Genomic DNA, 17,679 nt, shown 5'->3' on the forward strand with positions numbered 1-17,679 from the left:
CGGCAGTGGAGCGTTTGCAGGATCGGATCGCCGTTATCACCGGCGCGGGCAGCGGCATCGGGCTGGCCACCGCGCGGCGGTTCGCCGCCGAGGGTGCCAAGGTGATCTGCGTCGACATCTCGGCGGATGCCGGTAAGGCGGTCGCCGACGAGGTGGGCGGCGAGTTCGTGGCGTGCGACGTCAGCGACGAGGAGTCGGTGCGCGCGCTGTTCGACGGGGTGGTGGAACGGCACGGGCGGGTGGACATCGCGTTCAACAACGCCGGCATCTCGCCGCCGGACGACGACTCCATCCTGGTCACCGGCATCGAGGCCTGGGAACGGGTGCTCAAGGTCAACACTACGAGCGTCTTCTTCTGCTGCAAGTACGCGATCCCGCACATGCAGCGCCAGGGCAAGGGCTCGATCATCAACACCGCCTCGTTCGTCGCGCTGCTCGGGGCGGCCACGTCGCAGATCGCGTACACGGCGAGCAAGGGCGGGGTGCTGGCGATGACCCGCGAGCTCGGCGTGCAGTTCGCACGGGAGGGCATCCGGATCAACGCGCTGTGCCCCGGCCCGGTCGCTACGCCGCTGCTCATGGACTTGTTCGCCAAGGACCCCGAGCGGGCGGCGCGGCGGCTCGTGCACGTGCCGATGGGACGGTTCGCCGAGCCGGAGGAGATAGCGGCGGCCGTCGCGTTCCTCGCCAGCGACGACGCCTCGTTCATGACCGCCGCCCAGTTCGTGGTGGACGGCGGCATCACCGGCGCGTACGTCACCCCGCTGTGATGCGTCCGGTCATCGGCATCACCACCTATGTGGAACCGGCCACTTGGGGGGTCTGGCACGACCTGCCCACCGCGCTGATCCCGCAGGACTACGTCGCCGCGGTGACCGCCGCGGGAGGCCGGGCCGTGCTCCTGCCCCCGGACGACCTCGACGCCGACGTGCTCGGCGTGCTCGATGGCCTGCTGCTCAGCGGCGGTGCCGACCTCGAACCCGAGCTGTACGGGCAGAGCCCCCAGCCGCTGACGGTCACTCGTCCCGAGCGCGATGCGGCGGAACTGCTGCTCGCCCGGGCGGCGCTCGGCCGTGACATGCCGGTGCTGGGCGTGTGCCGCGGCATGCAGCTGCTCACCGTCGCCGCCGGCGGCACGCTGCACCAGCACATCCCCGACGTGCTCGGCCACGAGGGACACCGCCCGGCGCCCGCCGTGTACGGGCACCAGGAGGTCGTGTTCACCACGGGCAGCCGGATCGCCGCGCTCATGGGCGAGGACCGCCGCGTTCAGTGCTACCACCACCAGGGCGTAGCGGATGCCGGGTCGCTCACGGTGACCGGGCGTACGGAGGACGGGCTGGTCGAGGCGGTGGAGGAGCCGTCGAGGACCTTCGTGCTCGGGGTGCAGTGGCATCCGGAGGTGGTGCGGGACAAGCGGCTGTTCGGGGCACTCGTCGCGGCGGCGAGGGAGTACGGGAGCCGGCGGTCCGGGTCGCAGCACTGAGGAGGCGTGCGGCAGGGAGTTCGCGGGCGGGCTCGCGGGGTCGGACGGTCTTCGGCAGCGGCGGTCCTGGGCAGCGGCGGAACGGGCTGGGGCGGCGGCGGGCGGCTACCGTGGGGAGGACCACCCGGGCCCTCGTTGGAGTGACGGGCTTGATCGCCGGCATCGAGAAGCGGCGATAATGGTGGAAACCCGACCGAACCCGCGATGCAGGTTCGCCGACGATGGCGTCGGTTGACGAGGCTTCGGGTCGGACGGCTCGCTCCGGGGCTGCTCAGCATGATTAGTGGGCCGGAGCCGGGTCATAGACATCATCGTGCCGGCAATGCCGTCGGCCTCGTACCTGTTGATGACCGCCGCCCGCCGGTGTGCCGGGGCGGGCCGGTTTCTGAGCCCTGGACTGCCACATTCGCCGGGAATCCCGCTCAGGCGCCGTACCCGCCGGCCGATAGCGAAGATCTGGAGACCCGAGGAGGATCGCCGCATGCGCAGGCCTTTGATCGGACTGACCTCGTACGCCGAGCACGTCACGTACAACGGCAACGACGTCATGGCCGGGATGCTGCCCATGTCGTACGTCAAGGCGGTGCACGCCACCGGTGGCCGCGCAGTCCTGATCACCCCCGATGATCCGGGCACCGACGTGCTGGAATCGCTGGACGGCATCGTGTTCGCCGGCGGCGGGGACATCGACCCGTCGCACTGGGGCGCCGAGCGGCATCCGGCCACCGAAGCCGATTCCGGGCGGGACGCCGCGGAGCTGATGCTGATGCGGGCGGCGCTGGAGGCCGACGTACCCGTGCTCGGTGTGTGCCGGGGCATGCAGGTGATGGCCGTGGCCACCGGGGGTTCGCTGCACCAGCACCTGCCCGATGTGATCGGCCACGACCGGCATCGGGCCGCCGCCGGCACCGACCCGCTCGCGGCGGACGCGTCGGCGTTCGGGCGGCACGACGTCGAACTGCAGCGTGGGTCGCGGGCGATGGCCCTGCTCGGCGGGCGGATCACGGTCAACTCGTTCCACCACCAGGCGGTCGACGACCCGGGGACGTTCACGATCAGCGGCTGGTGCCCCGACGACCGGGTCGTCGAGATCCTCGAGGCTCGGGACCGGGAGTTCGCGCTGGGCGTGCAGTGGCATCCCGAGCGCACGGGTGACCTGCGGGTCTTCGCCGCGCTGGCGCAGGCGGCCGCGCGCCGCGCGGGCCTCGGCACATCGGCCCTCGCCGCCTGACCCCAACCTGAGCCCCCCGCGCGGGCTTCGGCGCCCAAAACCGCGCTCCGCGCGAGACAGGTGGGGGACGCCGGAAAGGCGGGGGCGCGGGAAAGGCGGGGGCGCGGGAAAGGCGGGGGCGCGGGAAAGGCGGGGGCGCCGGAAAGGCGGGGGACGCCGGAAAGGCGGAGGCGCGTGGAAAGCGAGCGCCCCGCGAAACGACGCCCCGGTTCACACCGGGAAAGCCGCCTGGAAAGCGAGCCGCTCCTCAGCCCCACCGGCCAGATCCTGAACAAGGTCGTCCAGCGCCAGGAACGCCTCCCACGGCGCCCCGCCCAGATGCTCTGCCACCCGGGCCTCCAGCGACTCCACCCGCGCCCCTTTCCAGATCTTGTCCGCGAGGCTGACCAGCAGATCCTCCAGCCCCACCTCCGCCGCCTCCCACGACCCGTGCGTCGCCGCGAACCGGGCCAGGTGACTCGGCACGCCGTACCGGATCAGGAGGTCTCGGCCCGCCGCTTCGTGGCGGTGGCCGGGGCCGGTCAGTTCTTCGGGGTGCTGCACCTTGCCGATGTCGTGGGTGGCCGCGCCGAACAGCACCGCCGTCGTGTCGAACGGCAGGTCAGGGGTGCGCCGGCCGAGGCGGTCCGTGATGGACCAGGCGACGTCGTGGACCGCTCGGAGGTGGGCGCCGAGGCGGGGCGGGGCGTTCAGGTCGTGGAGGAGCTCCGCGGCCGTGGGCGGCAGGGGACGCAGGCCCGGTCGGGTGAGGGCCTGCTCGAGACCCGGGGTTGCCACGCGCGCAAGGGTAGCTACGGTTACCGTGCAGGTCTCGTTGGAACGGACACGTCCGGGAGGATGCATGGGCGGCGCCCTGCCGGAACGGCTGCGGACGGCGTTCGAGCGTGGCGGCGAAATGGGCGGGCGGATGCTCTCCCTGGACTGGTCCGCGACCCCGCTCGGCGAGCCGGCGCAGTGGCCGGCGGAGCTGGTGCACGCCGTGGCGACGATGCTCGCCTCCAAGGCTCAGATCGTCATCTTCTGGGGCCCCGACTACTGCGCGCTCTACAACGACGCCTACATCACCACGATGGGCAGCAAGCATCCGAGCCATCTCGCGCGGCCCGGGCGGGAGATGTGGGCCGAGATCTGGTGGCTGCTGCAGGAGTTGTTCGACGGGGTGGCCGCCGGCGACGAGTCCTACTACGCCGGCGATCACCCGTTCATGCTCGAACGGTACGGCTTCCTCGAGGAGACGTACTTCGACATCTCGTACGACCCCATCCGGAGCAGCGACGGCACGGTGACCGGCGTGTTCTGCATCGTCGGCGACACGACCCGGCGGGTGCTGGCCGACCGGCGGGTACGCACGCTGAGCCGGCTCGGGTCGCGGCTGGCGGACTCGCCCGATCAGGCGTCGCTGGGCCGGCAGGCCGCGCAGGTCCTCGGCGAGAACCCGGGCGATGTGCCGTTCGCGGCGCTGTACCTGGACGATCCCGCCGACGGCGGCGAGCTGGCCCTTGCCGGGGCCTGTGGCGTTGCCGCCGAGGCCCTGCGGCCGCTGGACGGCACGGTGCTGCGGACGGTGGAGGAGGTGATGCGCGCCGACCGGGCGGGGAAGCTGCCGGTGGCGCTGCTCACCGAGGAGCCGCCCGAGTCCGCGGCCGAGCAGGCGATGGTGTTCCCGGTGGGTGCCGGCACCAGCCGGGTCGGCGTGCTGGTCATCGGCATCAGCCGCTATCTGGCGCTGGACGACGCCTACCGGGACTTCGTGGATCTCGTCACGTCGCAGATCTCGCGCGCGGTGGCGAACCTGCGGGCGTACGAGCAGGAACGCAGGCGGGCCGCCCAGCTGGCGGCGCTGGACGCGGCGAAGACGAACTTCTTCTCGAACGTCAGCCACGAGTTCCGGACGCCGCTGACGTTGATCCTGGGTCCGCTGGAGGAGCTGCTCTCCGACCCCGTCCTGACCGCCGACCAGCGGGAACGGCTCATGCCGATGCAGCGCAACGGGCTGCGCCTGTTGAAGTTGGTCAACACCGTGCTGGACTTCTCGCGGCTGGAGTCGGGGCGGCTGCGCGCGGCGTACCGTCCGACCGATCTCGCCGATTACACCGCGCGGCTGGCCAGCACCTTCCGCTCGGCCGCGGAGCGGGCCGGGCTCGCCCTCGTGGTCGACTGTCCGCCGCTGACCCAGCCCGTGCTCGTCGACCGGGAGATGTGGGAGAAGATCGTCTTCAACCTGCTCTCCAACGCGGTCAAGTACACCGCCGCCGGTGGCATCACCGTGCGCCTTGCCGAGCGGGACGGCTCCGCGGTGCTGGAGGTAGAGGACACCGGCGTCGGCGTCAGCGCCGACGAGCAGAAGCTTCTCTTCGACCGCTTCCACCGGGTCACCGGTGCCTGGTCACGCAGCCACGAGGGTACGGGCATCGGCCTGGCCCTGGTCCGCGAGCTGGCCGAGCTGCACGGCGGTACGACCACCGCGCGCAGCGAGCTCGGCGTCGGCAGCACGTTCACGGTCACCGTCCCGTTCGGCGCCGCGCACCTGCCCGCCGACCGCATCGTCGACGAGCGCACGACGGCGTCGCCCGACGAGCAGGCCCGGCTGTACGTCGAGGAGGCGCACTGGTGGGTCGGCGAGCCCGAGCAGCCGGCGGCCGCCCCGGTGAGCCCCGGCGAGGTCAAGGACGCCCGGCGCGGGCGGGTGCTGCTGGTCGACGACAACGCGGACCTGCGGGATCACGTCGCGCGGCTGCTGACGCCGTACTTCGATGTCACGAAGGCCGTCGACGGCCGCGACGGCCTCGACCGGGCCCGGGAGGATCCGTTCGACCTGGTCCTGACCGATGTGATGATGCCGCGGCTGGACGGCTTCGGGCTGATCAAGGCGTTGCGCGCCGACGAGCGCACCCGCGACGTGCCGATCGTCGTGCTGTCGGCCCGCGCCGGCGAGGAGTCCTCGGTGGAGGGCCTGTCCGCGGGCGCCGACGACTACCTGGTCAAGCCGTTCTCGGCGCGTGACCTGATCGCTCGGGTGCGCGCGAACCTGGAGCTGGGCCAGCTCCGGCGGCAGATCATCAGCCGGCTGCGGGGCCTGGTCGACGCGGCGGCTGCGGTCAACACCGTACGGACGACGGCCGAGGTGCTCGATGTCGCCGCCCGGCACGTCCGCGGCATGACCTCGGCCGGCCGGGTGGTCGTGACCGCGCCCGGCATCCGCGCCGAAGTGGACGGCGGGGCGCCCTCCTCGGCGGAGCCGGACGCGGTGCTGGTGCTGCCCGACACTTCCGGCGCGCCGCTCGGTGAGCTCAAGGTCTGGTCGGGTCCCGACGGGGCGGCCGAGCCGGTGCTGCTGACCCAGCTGGCCCGCCTGATCGGCCTGCGGCTGGAGAACGCGCGGCTCTACGAGGCGGAGCACCGCATCGCCAGCACGCTGCAGCACAGCCTGCTGCCGCAGTCGCTGCCGCGGGTGCCGGGGGCCATCGTGGCGAGCCGCTACCTGCCGGGCAGCAGCGAGGCCGAGGTCGGCGGCGACTGGTACGACGTCATCACCGCCCCCGACGACCAGCTCGTCCTCGTGATCGGCGACGTGGTCGGCAAGGGGGTGCAGGCCGCCGCGGGCATGGGTCAGCTGCGGAACGCGCTGCGGGCGTACATCCTCGAGGGGTTCGACTGCGGGGAGGCGCTGACCCGGCTGAACCGGCTGGTGGACAACCTCGGCCGGCGCCAGTTCGCGACGGTGGTGTGCGTACGCTTCGACCCCCGTACCCGTGACCTGCGCTTCTCCGCGGCGGGCCACCCGTCGCCGGTGGTTGCCGCACCCGGCCGGGAGGGACAGTTCCTCTACACGAACGCGCTGGGGCCGCCCGTGGGGGCGCTCAGCGACTCGGAGTATCCGACGCTGCACACGAAGCTCGAGCCGGGCGACCGCGTGCTGCTCTACACCGACGGCCTGGTGGAGGACCGGCGGGTCGGCATCGACGCCGGCCTCGCCGAGCTGCGCGCCGACCTGGCGAAACCGGCCGACCACGTGGAGGACCTGCTCGACCACCTGCTCGGTAAGGCGGCCCGGCACACCCGCCGCGACGACATCGCCCTGCTGGCCCTGGAGGCCACGGACCCGCGCGAGTTCGTGCTGCGGTTGCAGGCCGACCCGACCCGGCTGAGCGTGCTGCGCCGGCGGCTGGAGGACTTCCTCACCGCCAACGGCGTACCGGAGAACGACGTCTTCGATCTGCTGGTGGCGGTGTCGGAGGCGGCGGCGAACGCCATCGAGCACCCGATCGACCCGGCGGAGCCGGTGGTGACGGTCGAGGTGTCGCTGGACGGCGAGGCGGTGACCGCCACCGTGCGCGACACCGGCAGCTGGCGTCCGTCCGGTGGCGCCGGCTTCCGCGGCCGCGGCCTGGCGCTGATCGGCGCCCTCTCGGAGCTGTCGGTGGCCCGGTCCGAGGCGGGCACCGCGGTGACCCTGCGCCGGGCTCTCAGTCGCTCGTGACCAGCCAGGGCTGGTTGCCCAGCCCGGAGATGTCGAGGACCCGGCGGACCTGCGGGGACGGGATGACCGACAGCGCCGCGGGGTAGCGCTCGGCGAGCCGGATCAGCGCGTGGATCGCGGCCGAGTCGAAGAAGGTGACGCCGAGCAGGTCGAGGGTGACCGCGGCGGCACCGCCGCCGGTCGCCGCCCGGAACATCCGGTCCGCCGTCGACATGTCGACCTCGCCGGCCACCACGACGGTGACACGATCTCCGGCCACGGACGTGGTGGCCGAGAAGATGTTCTCCGCGCCGTCTTGATCCACGCAGACACGATTACACAGGGGCCCAGGGGCGGCAACAACCGATGCACGCGGCGCCGGGCGCCGGCCGGCCCGGCGATAGTCTGGACCCATGACGGTTCGTGCCCCGCTCACCCCCGGGAAGCTCTCGCCCGCGCGGGCGGTGCCCCCGCAGATCGCCCGCCCCGAGTACGTCGGCAAGAAGCGCCCGAAAGAGTGGCGTGGGTCGCACGTGCAGACGCCGGAGACGATCGAGAAGATGCGGGTGGCCGGTCGGATCGCCGCGCAGGCCACCCAGCTCGCCGGTGAGCACTGCAAGCCCGGCGTGAGCACCGACGAGATCGACCGGGTGGTGCACGAGTTCCTCGTCGACCACGGGGCGTACCCGTCGACGCTGGGCTACAAGGGCTTCCCCAAGTCGTGCTGCACGTCGCTCAACGAGGTCATCTGCCACGGCATCCCGGACACGACCGTGCTCGAGGACGGCGACATCGTCAACGTGGACGTGACGGCGTACCTCGACGGTGTGCACGGCGACACGGACGCGACGTTCTGCGTGGGCGAGGTCAGCGAGGAGGCCCGGCTGCTCGTCGAGCGCACCCACGAGGCGATGATGCGGGGCATCCGCGCGGTGGCGCCCGGCCGGCCGATCAACGCGATCGGGCGGGTGATCGAGGCGTACGCGCGCCGCTTCGGCTACGGCGTGGTGCGTGACTTCACCGGCCACGGCATCGGCGAGACCTTCCACAGCGGGCTGTACATCCCGCACTACGACAACCCCCGGCTCGACACCGTGATGGAGCCGGGCATGACGTTCACCATCGAGCCGATGATCACCCTGGGGACGCACGAGTACGAGATGTGGGGCGACGGCTGGACCGTCGTCACGAAGGACCGCAAGTGGACGGCGCAGTTCGAGCACACGCTGGTGGTGACGGAGGACGGGTACGAGATCCTCACCCTCCCGTGACCGCCGTCGAGCACCACCACGCCGACGTCTCGGGCGGCTGGCTGCGCGCGGCCACGTTCGGCGCGATGGACGGCCTGGTGACCAACATCGCCCTGATCGCCGGGGTCGGCGGCGGCGGGGTGGGCCGGCACACGCTGATCCTCACGGGCGTCGCGGGCCTGGTCGCCGGCGCGATCTCGATGGGCCTCGGCGAGTACACCAGCGTCCGCACGCAGAACGACCAGGTCGCCGCCGAGCTCGACAAGGAGCTACGGGAGCTGCGGGAGAACCCGGAGGGCGAGGCCGACGAGCTGGTCGAGATGTGGACCGCCCGGGGCCTGCCGCAGCACCTGGCGCGCCAGGTGGCCGACGTGCTGAAGGCCGATCCGGAGCAGGCGTTGCGGGTGCACGCCCAGGAGGAGCTGGGCGTGGTCCCGGACGAGCTGCCCAGCCCGTGGACGGCCGCGGTGTCCTCGTTCGTGTGCTTCTCCATCGGCGCGATCGTGCCGCTGCTGACGTACCTGCTCGGGTTCGACAGCCTCGCGCTCGCCCTGGCGGTCGGGGGCGCGGGCCTCTTCGTGGCCGGGGTGATCGTCGCGCGCTTCACCAGTCAGTCGTGGTGGCGCAGCGGGGTGCGGCAGCTGGTGCTCGGCGCGGCGGCGGCCGGCGCGACGTACGTGGTCGGCTCGCTGATCGGCGTCGGCGTCTCCTAGTCGAAGAGCGCGTTGAGGGGGCCGTCCACCGGGCGGCCCCGCGCGGTCAGCTCCTCCGCCTGGCTCTTGAGCACCGCGCCCAGCTCGGTCATGTCCGCGCCCGCCAGGCCCGTGCGCTTCACCGCGTCGGCTCGGTTCCGGAAATATGTGCGGCTGAGCAGCCCGGCCACCATGGCGGCGTGCAGGCGGGCCTCGGCCATCAGCACCAGCGCGGCGTCGGTCTCGTACCACTCGGCGAGGCGTACCGCGCGGGCGTGCGCCGCGGAGGCGATGCACCAGTTGCGCCGGGCCAGCCCGCTGAACTCCCCGGGCCGGGTCTCGGCGAGCTTCGCCAGGTGGCCGTCGCGCTGCTGGCCGAACCAGCCGCGGGGGTCGTACAGGTCACGCACGGTCAGGTAGCGGTCCGCTTCCAGCGGCCATCGCGGGGTCAGCTCGCGGGCCCGGCGCAGGCCGTCGTCGCCGGTCACGACGCTGAGGTCGACGAGGATGCCATCGACGCGGCGCAGCGCCGCCCGGGGACCGGCACCTTGACGGTACGTGACCACGACCAGGTTGATGTCGCTCTGGTCGCTGTCGTCGCCGTGTGCCATCGAACCGTGCACGCCGATCGCCCGCACCTCCGCGGACCACCGATGCTGCACCATGTCGCGCAGCCGCGTGGCCAGATACCAGCGCGGATTGCCCAGGTCGATCTCATCCGTCGACACCGCTTGATTCTGGGGTACGCCGACCGCACTGGGAAGAGCTGTCCGTGACCGGCTGCTCACGGGCTCGCCCGGGTCCGTCAGGGGCGTCCCGGCCAGGGGATCGTCGCCGGAGTCACCGAGCCGAGGCGCCGCCAGCGGGTCGCGCGGACGGCAGAGTCGATCAATGCGCTGAGCGCCGTGGCCCGGTCGGCGCCCTCGGTGACCGGCAGGACGGCCCGCCACGCCTGGGCCACCCCGTCCTCCACCTGGATCGCGAGCTTCAGCGCGCTCTCCCGGCCGGTGATCTCGAACGGGAGGCGGTAACCGGCCGGGGCGGGCGCCGGCGTGGTCCGCAGCTCGGCGAGGCGGGCGACGAGCACGTCGCGGCGGTCGCGGTGGACGGCCTCGGCGGCACGTGCCTCGGTGCGGTCACCCGTACCGGTGAGCTTCACGCCCAATGTCCCGTACGCGTAGATCGCCGCCTCCTCGGCCGCCAGGGCGGCCGCCAGCTGGGCGTTCACCGCAACGCCTCGGCGTGCGCGGCCCGTGCGGCCGCGATCGATCCGACCAGCGCGACCCGCTGGGCCGGAGCCGTACGGCACGCCGCGACCGCCGTCTTCTGGGCCGCCTGCTCGGCCTTCCGCAGCGCCGCCACCGTCTGGGCCGCGTCCCCGCCGGGCGCCGCCGAGGCGGCCGCCGACGGCAGGGTGACCCCGATCAGCGCGGCCAGCGCCGCCGCGTGCGCCCGGTGGTCCTCGGCGAGCGGGCTCAGCCGTTTCCGCAGGCCGGGCTGGGCGACGGCGACGCGGTCGTACGCCGCGGCCAGCCGCAGGGCCTCGTCCAGCAGCGGCTGCAGCGCGTCGGGCTGCGGCGCGGGATCGGGGTCGTCGTCGAAGAGCCCGCAGCCCGCGAGCGTGGACGCGGCCACGGCCGTCCCCGCGGCGGCGCCCAGGAGCTGACGTCTGTCCACCCGGTCAGTCAACACCATCCGTGCCGCCCGCCGGAGGCTCGGTGCGGCGCCCGCGCCCGCACCCCGCTGACCTGCGCATGGCGGGGATTCGGTGCGGCGGCGGCCGGGCCCGGGCCGCGGCGCGTTACGCTCTGCGTCAGCCGCCGGGGAATACACCCCCGGTGGCATGCCGGTGTTCCCGGCGATTGACCGGTGAGCGGCGTGCCGCCCGCCGGATTCGAGCAGAAGGGTTGGGGCCGATGACGCAGCGTGGTCGCACCGGTGCCCGGCCGGTGAACCGCCGCTCCGGAGACCGGGGCCGGGACGCCTCCGGCCGGCCGCCCGCGCCGCCCGCCCCGCGCATCGACCTCGTGGCCGCCCGGGCCCGGGTCCGCGCGGTGATCGAGCCGGTCGTCGCGGCCGCGGGGTACGACCTCGAAGAGGTGAACCTCTCGCGGGCCGGCCGCCGCCACGTGGTCCGGGTGCTCGTGGACGCCGACGGTGGCATCAGCCTCGACGACGTGGCCGTCGTGTCCCGGGAGATCTCCACCGCGCTCGACGCGGCCGAGGAGGCCGAGGGTGAGCTGCTCGCCGGGGAGTACCAGCTCGAGGTGGGCTCGCCCGGCGTGGACCGCCCCCTGACGCTCCCGCGGCACTGGCGGCGCAACGCCGGCCGGCTCGTCGCGGTGACCATCGGCGGCCGGTCGGTCACCGGACGCGTCACCCAGGCGGGCGACACCGCGGTGACCCTGGACGTCGACGGCGAGAGCCGCGAGGTGGCGTATGCCGACCTCGGCCCCGGCAAGGTCCAGATCGAGTTCAAGCGGCTCGACGAGGCTGTCTTCCCGGACGAGGACGACGCCGGCGAAGACGACGACGATGAAGACGACGACGAGGATGGGGAGGGCGAGGAGAGGTGAACATCGACCTCGCGGCGCTGCGCGCCCTGGAGCGCGAGCGGGAGATCCCGTTCGAGACGATCCTCGCGGCGATCGAGACGGCGCTGCTGACCGCGTACCGGCACACCGAGGGCGCGGAGAGCCACGCCCGGGTGGAGATCGACCGCAAGACCGGCACGGCCTCGGTGTACGCGCAGGAGCTCGACGCCGACGGCACGATCGTGCGGGAGTGGGACGACACCCCGCACGACTTCGGGCGCATCGCGGCGATGACCGCCAAGCAGGTCATCCTGCAGCGGCTGCGCGAGGCGACCGACGAGGCCCACTTCGGTGAGTACGCAGGCCGCGACGGTGACCTGGTCACCGGCATCGTGCAGGCGGACGCCGCGCGGGCCGAGAAGGGCATCGTGATCGTCGACCTGGGCAAGCTCGAGGCGGTGCTGCCGCAGTCCGAGCAGGTTCCCGGCGAGACGTACGAGCACGGCTCCCGCATCCGCGCGATCGTCGTGCACGTGGCCAAGGGCTTCCGCGGGCCGCAGATCACGCTGTCCCGCTCGCACCCGGCGCTCGTGAAGAAGATGTTCGCGCTCGAGGTGCCGGAGATCGCCGACGGCACCGTGGAGATCGCGGCCATCGCACGTGAGTCTGGTCACCGTACGAAGATCGCGGTCCGCTCGACCGTGTCCGGCGTCAACGCCAAGGGCGCCTGCATCGGGCCGATGGGCCAGCGGGTCCGCGCGGTGATGAGCGAGCTGCACGGCGAGAAGATCGACATCATCGACTGGTCGGACGATCCGGCGCAGTTCGTCGGCAACGCGCTCTCGCCGGCGAAGGCCCTGCGTGTGGAGGTGGTGGACGCCGCCTCCCGCACCGCCCGGGTCACCGTGCCCGACTTCCAGCTGTCCCTGGCGATCGGCCGGGAGGGGCAGAACGCCCGGCTCGCGGCCCGGCTGACCGGTTGGCGCATCGACATCCGGCCCGACAACGAGCCGGCCACGGCCGGGGAGCGGGATGCCGCCGAGACAGGAAGCTGACCGGATACGCGGACCGCGCGTCCGAGGGGTAGACTTTTCGGAGGTCGGCCCGGTGCGAACCTGCATCGGTTGTCGCTCACGCGCGCTGACCTCCCAGTTACTGCGGTTCGTCGCGGTGGGAGCGGGAGATGATTTCCTGCTTCAGCCCGATCCGGGCCGCCGACTGCCGGGTCGGGGAGCGCACCTGCATCCTGATCCGGCTTGCTTCGCGCAGGCGGAGCGGCGACGTGCCTTCGGGCGCGCGTTGCGTCTCACCGGTGTTGCTGACACCGGCTTGCTTGCCGAGCACATCCGCGCGGTCACGCCGCCCGGAAAGACCGATGACGAGGCGTCGGAGCCCCGTCACGACCCAGCAAGGTAGGACGACCGACATGAGCACACGATGAAGTCCCTGAAATGACCAGGCTTCAAGTGCAGGAGTGAGGTCGCTGCGGGTTCGGCTCGCACGACCTCGAAGTGAGGAGTGCAGTGCCAGGTAAGGCCCGCGTACACGAGCTCGCGAAGGAGCTCGGGGTCGACAGCAAGACCGTTCTCGCCAAGCTCAAGGAGATGGGCGAGTTCGTCAAGTCCGCATCCAGCACGGTCGAGGCCCCTGTGGCCCGACGGCTGAGGGGTGCCCTCGACGCCCAGAACGGTGCCGCTGCCGCGGCTCCCGCCACGGCGGCGCCGAGCGCCCCGGCGCCCAGCGCGCCCCGTCCCAGCCCCACGACCGCCCGGCCGCAGCCGCCGCGCCGGCCTACGGCTCCGGCCGCGGAAGCGCCCAGCGCGCCCGCGTCCCCGGCGCCGAGCCCCGGCTCGCTGGCCCGGCCCAAGCCGCCGGCACCGAGCCGTCCGGGCCCCACGCCCGGCCCGGTCGCCAAGCCGGCGAGCGCACACGACATCGAGGTGGCGGCCGCCGAGGCGCGCGCCTCGGCACTCAAGGCCGAGCAGGAAGCCGCGGTGAAGGCGGCGCAGGCCGCCCGTACCCGTGACGCCGAGCGCCGGGCGCAGCAGCCCCCGGCCGACGGCACCTCCCGGCCGCGGCCCCCGGGCCCCGGCTCGGTCCCGCCGCGTCCGGGCTCTCCCGCGGCCGCCCGTCCCGGCACGCCGGGCGCTCCGGCCCCGGGTCGTCCCGGCCCGGCCGGTGGCGCTCCGCGCCCGCCGGCCCGCGGTCCCGGCAACAACCCGTTCGGCGTGTCCGGCGGCGCGAGCGCGCGGCCGACCCCGTCGGCGATGCCGCGTCCCAACCCGGCGGGCATGCCGCCGCGGCCGAGCCCTGCCTCGATGCCGCCGCGGCCCAGTCCCGCGTCCATGCCCTCGCAGCGTCCCGGCCGTCCGGCCGGACCCGGCACCGGCCGTCCCGGCGGTCCCGGTGGCGGTCGTGGCGGTCCCGGTGGCGGTGGCTTCCGTCCCGGTGGCGGCGGCGGTGCCGGTGGCGGCGGTTACCGTGGCGGCCCAGGTGGCGGTGCCGGTGCCGGTGGCGGCGGTTACCGTGGCGGCCCCGGTGGCGGCGGCGGTGCCGGTGGCGGCTTCCGTCCCGGTGGCGGCGGCGGTGGCCCGGTCGGTGGCGCCCCCGGTCGTCCGGGTGGCGGCGGCCGCGGTCGTGGCGGCGGTGCCGCGGGTGCCTTCGGGCGTCCCGGTGGCCGGCCGACCCGTGGCCGGAAGTCGAAGAAGCAGAGGCGTCAGGAGTTCGACAACCTGTCGGCTCCGCAGATGAGCTCGGGCGCCCCGCGCGGTCAGGGTCAGGAGATCCGGCTGTCGCGCGGTGCGTCGCTCTCCGACTTCGCCGACAAGATCAACGCGAACCCCGGCTCGCTGGTCCAGGAGATGTTCAACCTGGGCGAGATGGTGACGGCGACGCAGTCGTGCTCCGACGACACGCTGCTGCTGCTCGGCGAGCACCTGGGCTTCAACGTGCAGATCGTCAGCCCCGAGGACGAGGACCGCGAGCTGCTCGCGCAGTTCAACATCGACCTCGACGCCGACGTCGCCGAGGACCGCCTCGTCACCCGGCCGCCGGTCGTGACCGTCATGGGTCACGTCGACCACGGTAAGACGAAGCTGCTCGACGCGATCCGCAAGACCAACGTGGTGGCCGGCGAGGCGGGTGGCATCACCCAGCACATCGGCGCCTACCAGGTGGGCTACGAGCACAACGGCATCGACCGTGCCATCACCTTCCTGGACACCCCGGGTCACGAGGCGTTCACCGCCATGCGTGCCCGTGGCGCCCAGGCGACGGACATCGTCATCCTGGTGGTGGCCGCCGACGACGGCGTCATGCCGCAGACGGTGGAGGCGTTGAACCACGCCAAGGCGGCCGAGGTGCCGATCGTGGTCGCGGTCAACAAGGTCGACAAGCCGGACGCCAACCCGGAGAAGGTCCGCCAGCAGCTGGCCGACTACGGGCTGCTCGCCGAGGAGTACGGCGGCGAGACGATGTTCGTCAACGTCGCGGCGAAGCCCGGCATCGGCATCGACGACCTGCTCGAGGCCGTCCTGCTGACCGCCGACGCGTCGCTGGAGCTGACCGCTCCGATCGACGGCCCCGCCCAGGGTGTCGTGGTCGAGTCGCACCTGGACAAGGGCCGCGGTGCGGTCGCCACCGTCCTGGTGCAGAAGGGCACGCTCCGGGCCGGCGACTCGATCGTGGCGGGCGGCGCGCACGGCCGCGTCCGCGCCATGCTCGACGAGAACGGCCAGACCGTGGCCGAGGCCGAGCCGGCTCGTCCGGTCCTGGTGCTGGGTCTGACCTCGGTGCCGGGCGCGGGTGACACGTTCCTCGCCGCCGAGGACGACCGCACGGTGCGGCAGATCGCCGAGCAGCGGCAGGCACGCCGTCGCGCGGCGAGCTTCGCCAACTCGCGCGGCCGGGCCACCCTCGAGACGCTCATGGAGCAGCTCAAGGAGGGCGAGAAGACCTCGCTCACGCTGCTCATCAAGGGTGACTCCTCCGGTTCGGTGGAGGCCCTCGAGGACGCGCTGTTCAAGATCGAGATTCCGGACGAGATCCAGCTCAAGGTCATCCACCGCGGCGTCGGTGCGATCACCGAGAGCGACGTCAACCTGGCGTCGGCCTCGTCGGAGCAGATCGCGACGATCATCGGCTTCAACGTCCGGGCCTCGAACAAGGTCAAGGAGATGGCCGACCGCGCCGGCGTGGAGATCCGCTACTACAGCGTGATCTACCAGGCCATCGAGGAGATCGAGGCGGCGCTCAAGGGCCTGCTCAAGCCCGAGTACGAAGAGGTCGAGCTGGGCACGGCGGAGATCCGCGAGGTCTTCCGCTCGTCCAAGATCGGTCTCATCGCGGGTTGTATGGTCCGGTCGGGCCTCATCCGCCGCAACGCCAAGGCGCGCGTCCTGCGCGAGGGTGTCGTGGTGGCGGAGAACGTCACGATCAGCTCGCTGAAGCGGTTCAAGGACGACGCCACCGAGGTCCGCGAGGGCTTCGAGTGTGGTCTGACGCTCCAGGGCTTCGGCACGCCGCAGACAGGCGACGTGATCGAGACCTTCGAGATGCGCGAGAAGCCGCGGGCCTGATGACCCCGGCATGACCACGGCCCCCGGTGCTCCGGCACCGGGGGCCGTTGTCTTTACTACTGGGATGTCCCGCTACGCCCTCCTGCTCGCCCCCTCCGCCAACCGCGTCTACGCCGACCAGGCCGGCCGCCTCTCCCGGGCCGAGCTCGCCGCCTTCTCACCGGTGCTGACCGGCCCGCTGGACGACATCGACGAGACCACCATCGGCGGCGTGGGCTACCTGACCTTCACGGGCGACCTCGCCGACCGGGACATCGCGTACCTGTCGAACCTGTCCGCCGGTTACGCCCTCTTCGAACAGGCCGGCGACGACCTGCTGCGGCCCGTACCGCTGAGCCCGCTCGCCCGCTTCGACAGCGACCTCATCACGATCCCCAAATACGCCGGCAAGACCAACGAACAGTTCACCAAGCTGCTGCTCAACCTCACCCTGCTCGCCTCCGCCTCCGCGGAGCGCATGCTCGACAAGCAGCTCACCGTCTGCGACCCGCTGGCGGGCCGCGGGACCACGCTCAACCAGGCCCTCATGTACGGGTACGACGCGCTGGGCGTGGAGATCGACGGCAAGGACGTGGAGGCGTACAAGCTGTTCCTCCAGACGTGGCTGAAGCGCAAACGCCTCAAGCACACCGCGGAGCTCGTCCCCGTACGCCGCCAGGGGCGCCGGGCCGCCCGCCGCCTCGAGGTGACACTGGCGGCCAGCAAGGAGGACCACAAGGCGGGCGCCGTGCAGAAGGTCACCGTGCTGCACGCTGACACCACCCAGCTCGACGGCCTGCTGCGCCCCAACTGCGCTGACGTCGTCGTGGCGGACCTGCCGTACGGCGTGGCCCACGGCAGCTACGACGACGAGGGCGGCATTTCCCGCCGGCCGCTGGACCTGCTCGAACGCGCCGTACCGCAGTGGGCCGGCCTGCTGCGCCCCGGCGGAGCGATCGGCCTGTCCTGGAACACCAAGGTCGCCAAGCGCGAGCTCGCCGAGGACGTTCTGCTCGCCAACGGCCTGCAACTCGTCGCCCACGACACCCTGAGCCACCGCGTCGACCAGGGCATCGAGCGGGACGTCGTGGTCGCCCGCAAACCCGGATGATCGGGTCGGCGGGCGGGCGTACGCTGCTCCCTGATGTATACGGAGACTGCGGTATTCGACCTGCTCCTGCCCGGTGATTCGCGCTCGCTCAAGCAGAAACGCGCGTACGTACGGCCGATCATCGCGATGTTGCGCAAGTTCGAGGTCAGCGTGGCCGAGGTGGGGATGCACGACCTGCATGGGCGGGCTTTGATCGGGGTGGCCGCTGTCGCCGCTGAGCCTTCTCATGCGCGGGAAGTTGTCGATACGTGTGAGCACCAGGTTGCTGGGCGGCCTGAGGTTGAGCTTCTTTCCGTTCGGCGGCGGCTTTATGGGGATGACGACTGAGGTTGTGGTTGCTGTGGGGGGTGGGGGGGGGGG

17 protein-coding genes are annotated in these 17,679 nt (G+C 72.5%); 12 read left to right on the plus strand and 5 right to left on the minus strand.

The genetic code is table 11. The features are described from left to right. Nucleotides 1-5: 5 nt before the first annotated feature. From IT780_RS13940 to IT780_RS13950, 3 genes are all read left to right on the plus strand, one after another. A complete protein-coding gene (locus tag IT780_RS13940) occupies nt 6-770 on the plus strand; it encodes a 3-oxoacyl-ACP reductase (protein ID WP_199511897.1) in 765 nt (254 codons plus the stop codon). After that, nucleotides 770-1,486, plus strand: a complete 717-nt coding sequence (locus tag IT780_RS13945; protein WP_199511898.1) for a gamma-glutamyl-gamma-aminobutyrate hydrolase family protein — start codon at nt 770-772, stop codon at nt 1,484-1,486. The genes IT780_RS13940 and IT780_RS13945 overlap by 1 nt, the downstream gene beginning before the upstream one ends. A gap of 481 nt (nt 1,487-1,967) precedes the next feature. Next, on the plus strand, nt 1,968-2,717 hold the full coding sequence (locus IT780_RS13950) for a gamma-glutamyl-gamma-aminobutyrate hydrolase family protein (protein ID WP_199511899.1): 750 nt from the start codon (nt 1,968-1,970) through the stop codon (nt 2,715-2,717). Between the two features lie 210 nt (nt 2,718-2,927). Here IT780_RS13950 and IT780_RS13955 read toward each other — a convergent pair whose 3' ends face one another. Continuing rightward, on the minus strand, nt 2,928-3,494 hold the full coding sequence (locus IT780_RS13955) for an HD domain-containing protein (RefSeq protein WP_199511900.1): 567 nt from the start codon (nt 3,492-3,494) through the stop codon (nt 2,928-2,930). Between the two features lie 64 nt (nt 3,495-3,558). Between IT780_RS13955 and IT780_RS13960 the strand changes: the two genes are divergently transcribed. After that, on the plus strand, nt 3,559-7,197 hold the full coding sequence (locus IT780_RS13960) for a SpoIIE family protein phosphatase (RefSeq protein WP_199511901.1): 3,639 nt from the start codon (nt 3,559-3,561) through the stop codon (nt 7,195-7,197). On the opposite strand, the gene IT780_RS13965 is transcribed toward IT780_RS13960, so the two are convergent. Continuing rightward, nucleotides 7,184-7,501, minus strand: a complete 318-nt coding sequence (locus IT780_RS13965) for an STAS domain-containing protein (protein WP_307831173.1) — start codon at nt 7,499-7,501, stop codon at nt 7,184-7,186. The two genes, IT780_RS13960 and IT780_RS13965, sit on opposite strands and share 14 nt — an antisense overlap. Nucleotides 7,502-7,589: 88 nt before the next feature. On the opposite strand from IT780_RS13965, the gene map reads away from it, so the two are divergent. Together map and IT780_RS13975 are read left to right on the plus strand one after the other, a co-directional pair. Next, complete coding sequence (map, locus tag IT780_RS13970; RefSeq protein WP_199511903.1) at nt 7,590-8,447, plus strand: type I methionyl aminopeptidase; 858 nt, start codon at nt 7,590-7,592, stop codon at nt 8,445-8,447. Then, entirely contained in the window at nt 8,444-9,139 is a 696-nt protein-coding gene (locus IT780_RS13975; protein WP_199511904.1) for a VIT1/CCC1 transporter family protein, read from the plus strand. Before map ends, IT780_RS13975 begins: the two co-directional genes overlap by 4 nt. Here the strand turns inward: IT780_RS13975 and IT780_RS13980 are convergent. From IT780_RS13980 to IT780_RS13990, 3 genes are all read right to left on the minus strand, one after another. Further along, complete coding sequence (locus tag IT780_RS13980) at nt 9,136-9,846, minus strand: nucleotidyltransferase domain-containing protein (RefSeq protein WP_199511905.1); 711 nt, start codon at nt 9,844-9,846, stop codon at nt 9,136-9,138. The two genes, IT780_RS13975 and IT780_RS13980, sit on opposite strands and share 4 nt — an antisense overlap. Nucleotides 9,847-9,923: 77 nt before the next feature. Continuing rightward, on the minus strand, nt 9,924-10,346 hold the full coding sequence (locus IT780_RS13985) for a ferritin-like domain-containing protein (RefSeq protein ID WP_199511906.1): 423 nt from the start codon (nt 10,344-10,346) through the stop codon (nt 9,924-9,926). Then, a complete protein-coding gene (locus IT780_RS13990) occupies nt 10,343-10,795 on the minus strand; it encodes a hypothetical protein (protein ID WP_307831174.1) in 453 nt (150 codons plus the stop codon). The genes IT780_RS13985 and IT780_RS13990 overlap by 4 nt, the downstream gene beginning before the upstream one ends. 239 nt (nt 10,796-11,034) lie before the next feature. Here IT780_RS13990 and rimP point away from each other — a divergent pair, with 239 nt between their 5' ends. From rimP to IT780_RS14020, 6 genes are all read left to right on the plus strand, one after another. Beyond that, nucleotides 11,035-11,694: a ribosome maturation factor RimP gene (gene rimP, locus IT780_RS13995; RefSeq protein WP_199511908.1), complete on the plus strand. Its 660-nt coding sequence runs from the start codon at nt 11,035-11,037 to the stop codon at nt 11,692-11,694. After that, entirely contained in the window at nt 11,691-12,707 is a 1,017-nt protein-coding gene (gene nusA / locus IT780_RS14000; protein WP_199511909.1) for a transcription termination factor NusA, read from the plus strand. The genes rimP and nusA overlap by 4 nt, the downstream gene beginning before the upstream one ends. Next, entirely contained in the window at nt 12,685-13,068 is a 384-nt protein-coding gene (locus tag IT780_RS14005) for a YlxR family protein (RefSeq protein ID WP_199511910.1), read from the plus strand. Before nusA ends, IT780_RS14005 begins: the two co-directional genes overlap by 23 nt. A gap of 107 nt (nt 13,069-13,175) precedes the next feature. Next, the gene (gene infB / locus IT780_RS14010; RefSeq protein ID WP_199511911.1) at nt 13,176-16,229 is read left to right on the plus strand and encodes a translation initiation factor IF-2; all 3,054 of its coding nucleotides are present in this window, start codon (nt 13,176-13,178) and stop codon (nt 16,227-16,229) included. Between the two features lie 64 nt (nt 16,230-16,293). Next, the gene (locus IT780_RS14015; RefSeq protein ID WP_199511912.1) at nt 16,294-17,319 is read left to right on the plus strand and encodes a TRM11 family SAM-dependent methyltransferase; all 1,026 of its coding nucleotides are present in this window, start codon (nt 16,294-16,296) and stop codon (nt 17,317-17,319) included. A gap of 33 nt (nt 17,320-17,352) precedes the next feature. Next, on the plus strand, nt 17,353-17,646 hold the full coding sequence (locus IT780_RS14020) for a DUF503 domain-containing protein (RefSeq protein WP_199511913.1): 294 nt from the start codon (nt 17,353-17,355) through the stop codon (nt 17,644-17,646). Nucleotides 17,647-17,679: the final 33 nt, after the last annotated feature.

The sequence above is a fragment of the Nucisporomicrobium flavum genome (genome assembly GCF_016464385.1).
Taxonomy (GTDB): Bacteria; Actinomycetota; Actinomycetes; order Mycobacteriales; family Micromonosporaceae; genus Actinoplanes; species Actinoplanes flavus_A.

What these genes read in the sequence shown, in the direction of transcription:
- IT780_RS13960 (WP_199511901.1), top strand. Translation starts at nt 3,559, where the DNA reads ATGGGCGGCGCCCTGCCGGAACGGCTGCGGACGGCGTTCGAGCGTGGC.
- map (WP_199511903.1), top strand. Translation starts at nt 7,590, where the DNA reads ATGACGGTTCGTGCCCCGCTCACCCCCGGGAAGCTCTCGCCCGCGCGG.
- rimP (WP_199511908.1), top strand. Translation starts at nt 11,035, where the DNA reads ATGACGCAGCGTGGTCGCACCGGTGCCCGGCCGGTGAACCGCCGCTCC.
- IT780_RS13945 (WP_199511898.1), top strand. Translation starts at nt 770, where the DNA reads ATGCGTCCGGTCATCGGCATCACCACCTATGTGGAACCGGCCACTTGG.
- IT780_RS14015 (WP_199511912.1), top strand. Translation starts at nt 16,294, where the DNA reads ATGTCCCGCTACGCCCTCCTGCTCGCCCCCTCCGCCAACCGCGTCTAC.
- IT780_RS14005 (WP_199511910.1), top strand. Translation starts at nt 12,685, where the DNA reads ATGCCGCCGAGACAGGAAGCTGACCGGATACGCGGACCGCGCGTCCGA.
- IT780_RS13950 (WP_199511899.1), top strand. Translation starts at nt 1,968, where the DNA reads ATGCGCAGGCCTTTGATCGGACTGACCTCGTACGCCGAGCACGTCACG.
- IT780_RS14020 (WP_199511913.1), top strand. Translation starts at nt 17,353, where the DNA reads ATGTATACGGAGACTGCGGTATTCGACCTGCTCCTGCCCGGTGATTCG.